This is a genomic window from Agreia sp., from assembly GCF_964263775.1.
In the GTDB taxonomy this organism is placed as follows: domain Bacteria; phylum Actinomycetota; class Actinomycetes; order Actinomycetales; family Microbacteriaceae; genus Agreia.
The window spans coordinates 1-3,396 of sequence record NZ_CAXVWM010000017.1 but is presented as its reverse complement, the minus strand read 5'-3'; the positions used below and the strand labels follow the sequence as shown (position 1 = coordinate 3,396).

The following is a 3,396-nucleotide window of genomic DNA, read 5'->3' as shown; positions in this document are numbered from 1 at the left end:
CCGGATGCCCGCCGTCGCCGCGCACGCGGCATCCCCCGATGAGTTCGCCCGTCGCCGCTCCGAACTGGAGCGGCACGCGGCGATCCTCTTCGTGGGGGCCGCCCTCACCATGGCGATCGTCATCGGGTCGGTCATCGTGTCTGGCTGGTTCGCCGGCGCTCTCGTCGATCGCTGGGAGCGGGTGTTCTGGGCCGGCGCGCTCCGAGGCGGGTTGATGGTCGCGACCTTCGCGGCGGCCGCCCTGCCCGGCGGGCCGGATGCCCGTCGCAGCTGCCTGCGGATCACCTGGCTGCTGCGCGCGGGTCTGGCGCTCTTCGTGGTCGCCGCGGGCCTCTGCGTGGCCGGCCTCGTCGGCGACTTCTACCGGCTCTGACCGAATCGCCGCGGGCGGGGTGCGGTCAGCGCTGACCGCGGAAGAGGCGGAGGAGCACGATCACCGAGATCGCCGCGATCGCGATTCCGGCCAGGCCGAGGAGGCCCAGGTAGATGGCCTCGAGCCACGTGTAGTCCATCAGGCACGCTCCCTGCTGCAGGCGTTCTCGCTCATGATGGGAGACTACTCCGGCGAGAAGGCGCGGCTCGCCCAGTTGACTTTTCGGTGCAGCCGGAGCACGTTCACGCGGAGATGGTCAGCCCGTTGAAGTGGTGATCGAAGACAAGGCTCGTTCGGGTCGATGCGACGGCCGGATGAGCCGACAGGTTGTCGAGCACGAAGTCGCGCACGGCGGCGCTGTCGCGAACCGCGACATGGATGATGAAGTCCTCCGCCCCTCCGAGGAAGTACAACTGCACCACCTCGGGAAATCGCCTGATCTCCTCGCCCAGTTCCATCATGAGGTTGCGGGCGCCGGCCCTGATCGTGACGCTGATCAGTGCCTGCAGGCTCAGCCCCACGGCAGACGGGTCGACGTTCGCGGTGAACCCGGTGATCACTCCGCGCGCGACGAGCGACTTGACTCGGGCGACGCACGTCGAGGGCGCGATTCCCACGAGCTCGGCCAGGCGGTTGTTGGGCGTGCGGGCGTTAGCCCTCAGGATGCGCAGGATCTCGCGATCGACCCCGTCGAGGTCGGCGGGCGTCGGCGACCCCCGCCGAACATTCGTCACGCCGCCGGTGGACTCGCTCATGACCGAACTCTCTCACAATTATGGTGGCTTGTTTCGCTGTTCATGCGGTTCTTGGTTCTCGAAAACGAATTTTGACGAGGATTGCCGCAGATCTATCGGCACCCATCGCATCCATGTCGACCCGGGTGCCGCCGAACGAAATGGAGAAATCATGCACATCGGAGTGCCTGCGGAACTCAAGAACAACGAGAACAGGGTCGCTGCGACGCCGGCGGGGGTGTTCGAGCTGGTTCGGCGCGGCCACACGGTCGTCGTCGAACGCGGCGCCGGCCTCGGCTCTCGCATCAGCGATGAGCAGTACGCCGAGGCGGGCGCCACGATCGCCGTGTCGGCCGACGAGGTCTGGGCCGGCGCCGAACTCGTGCTGAAGGTCAAAGAGCCGATCGCAGAGGAGTTCGGGCGCATGCGCGCCGGCCAGACTCTCTTCACCTATCTGCACCTGGCCGCATCCAGGGCCTGCGCCGACGCGCTCCTCGCAGCCAGAACCACAGGAATCGCTTACGAGACCGTGCAACTCGCCGACCGCTCGCTGCCCCTGTTGCAGCCCATGAGCGAGGTCGCTGGGCGGCTCTCGACCCAGGTCGGTGCCTACCACCTGATGAGCGCCGCGGGCGGCCGCGGGATGCTCCTCGGCGGCGTTCCCGGAACCCCGAAGGCGAAGGTCGTGGTGATCGGAGGCGGCGTGGCCGGCGAGCACGCGGCGGCCAACGCCGTGGGCATGGGAGCCGACGTCACGATCATCGACCTCTCTCTTCCGCGGCTGCGCGAACTCGAGATCAGGTTCGGCGGCGCCGTGCAGACGCGCAGTTCGTCGGCGTACGAGATCGCCGCCCAGGTGAAAGAGGCCGACCTCGTGATCGGCTCGGTACTCATTCCGGGAGCGCAGGCGCCGAAGCTCGTGACCGACGCGATGGTCGCCACGATGAAGCCGGGCAGCGTGCTCGTCGATATCGCGATCGACCAGGGCGGATGCTTCGAGGGATCGCACGCCACGACGCATGACGACCCCGTCTTCGCGGTGCACGACACCGTGTACTACTGCGTGGCGAACATGCCCGGGGCCGTACCCGAGACATCCACCCGGGCGCTCACCAACGCGACCCTGCCCTACGTCGTCGCCCTCGCCGACAAGGGCTGGGCTCGCGCCCTGGCCGACGACCCGGCCCTCGCGAAGGGCTTGAACACTCACGACGGCCGCGTCTACAACGCGGGCGTCGCCGCGGCTCTGGATGTCGTGGGTCACGACATCGCACAGCTCCTGGCCCGCACGAATTGACGCTCAGTCCTCCAGGGTCGTGGCGGGCACCCAGCCCTGCCGGCCGTCGAGGGAACGGCACCACAGCCATCCGCTCGCCCGGTCTTCGCGCACGACCTCTATGACATCGCCCTCGTGGGTGGGCAGCTCGCTCGTGTCGTAGGGAGTGTTCACTACTGCCACCGGACGGGAGCGCGAGAGGTAGCGCAGGGGAACCCGGCCGCTTCCGGTCTCGCTCGTGACGAAGACGAAAGCCGGCCAGTCGGCGTCACGGTCGCCCACGACCACGCGGTCTCCGATGTCGACGCGCATCGGTTGCGGCTGCGAAACCTCGCGTGAGACGAGGGCTGTGGTGATGCGCATGGTCCATTCTGGAGAGGTCGTCGCGGCCCGCGCAATGGCTGGACGTCGATCGATGTCGGTGGGCGGCTATAGCGTTGCCTCATGCGAATCCTGCACACGTCCGACTGGCACATCGGCCGAACCTTTCACGGTCATTCCACCCTGGCGAACCTCACGACGGTGCTCGATGCGCTGGCCGACATCGTTCGCCACAGGGCGGTCGACGTGGTCGTGGTGGCGGGCGACATCTTCGATTCGGCCACGCCGGCGCGCGAGGCGTTCGACGTGCTCAGCAGGGCTATCCGGCAGATCCGCGAGGCGGGTGCAGCGGTTGTCATCACCAGCGGAAATCACGACTCGGCGACGCGGCTGGGTTTTCAGAGCGAGTGGGCGGGGCTCGCCGGCATTTACGTCATCACCCGGCCCGAGCAGTTCGACCAGCCGGTCGTCATCGACGACGAATACGGGCCGGTGCTCTTCTACGGAATCCCCTATCTCGAGCCGGCGCTGGTGCGCCACCTCTACCCCGGGGTCGAGATGCGGCGGCACGCGCAGGTTCTCGGCTATGCCATGCAGCGCATCCGCGACGACATCGCCCGGCGCGAGGGCGCGCGCTCGGTCGTGCTGTCGCACGCGTTCGTCGTCAACGTTCCTGCTGCCGGCCCCGGTGC

4 protein-coding genes and 1 pseudogene are annotated in these 3,396 nt (G+C 68.0%); 3 read left to right on the top strand and 2 right to left on the bottom strand.

What is annotated here, in order from left to right:
- A pseudogene (locus ACE5CZ_RS01945) lies at positions 1 to 373 on the top strand (hypothetical protein); the annotation flags it as partial.
- Positions 374 to 615: 242 nt separating this feature from the next.
- On the opposite strand, the gene ACE5CZ_RS01940 reads toward ACE5CZ_RS01945, so the two are convergent.
- On the bottom strand, positions 616 to 1,128 hold the full coding sequence (locus tag ACE5CZ_RS01940) for an Lrp/AsnC family transcriptional regulator (RefSeq protein ID WP_374945676.1): 513 nt from the start codon (positions 1,126 to 1,128) through the stop codon (positions 616 to 618).
- Positions 1,129 to 1,279: 151 nt separating this feature from the next.
- On the opposite strand from ACE5CZ_RS01940, the gene ald reads away from it, so the two are divergent.
- Positions 1,280 to 2,404: an alanine dehydrogenase gene (ald, locus tag ACE5CZ_RS01935; RefSeq protein WP_374945675.1), complete on the top strand. Its 1,125-nt coding sequence runs from the start codon at positions 1,280 to 1,282 to the stop codon at positions 2,402 to 2,404.
- Positions 2,405 to 2,407: 3 nt separating this feature from the next.
- Here ald and ACE5CZ_RS01930 read toward each other — a convergent pair whose 3' ends face one another.
- Positions 2,408 to 2,746 carry an SH3 domain-containing protein gene (locus tag ACE5CZ_RS01930; protein WP_374945674.1) on the bottom strand — a complete coding sequence of 113 codons (339 nt, stop codon included), beginning with the start codon at positions 2,744 to 2,746 and terminating at the stop codon, positions 2,408 to 2,410.
- An 81-nt stretch (positions 2,747 to 2,827) separates the two neighbouring features.
- Between ACE5CZ_RS01930 and ACE5CZ_RS01925 the strand changes: the two genes are divergently transcribed.
- Positions 2,828 to 3,396 (top strand): exonuclease SbcCD subunit D (locus ACE5CZ_RS01925; RefSeq protein ID WP_374945673.1); only part of this gene is annotated, 569 nt, incomplete at its 3' end.

Coding starts and splice junctions, on each gene's coding strand:
- ACE5CZ_RS01930 (WP_374945674.1), bottom strand. CDS start 2,746: ATGCGCATCACCACAGCCCTCGTCTCACGCGAGGTTTCGCAGCCGCAA.
- ACE5CZ_RS01940 (WP_374945676.1), bottom strand. CDS start 1,128: ATGAGCGAGTCCACCGGCGGCGTGACGAATGTTCGGCGGGGGTCGCCG.
- ald (WP_374945675.1), top strand. CDS start 1,280: ATGCACATCGGAGTGCCTGCGGAACTCAAGAACAACGAGAACAGGGTC.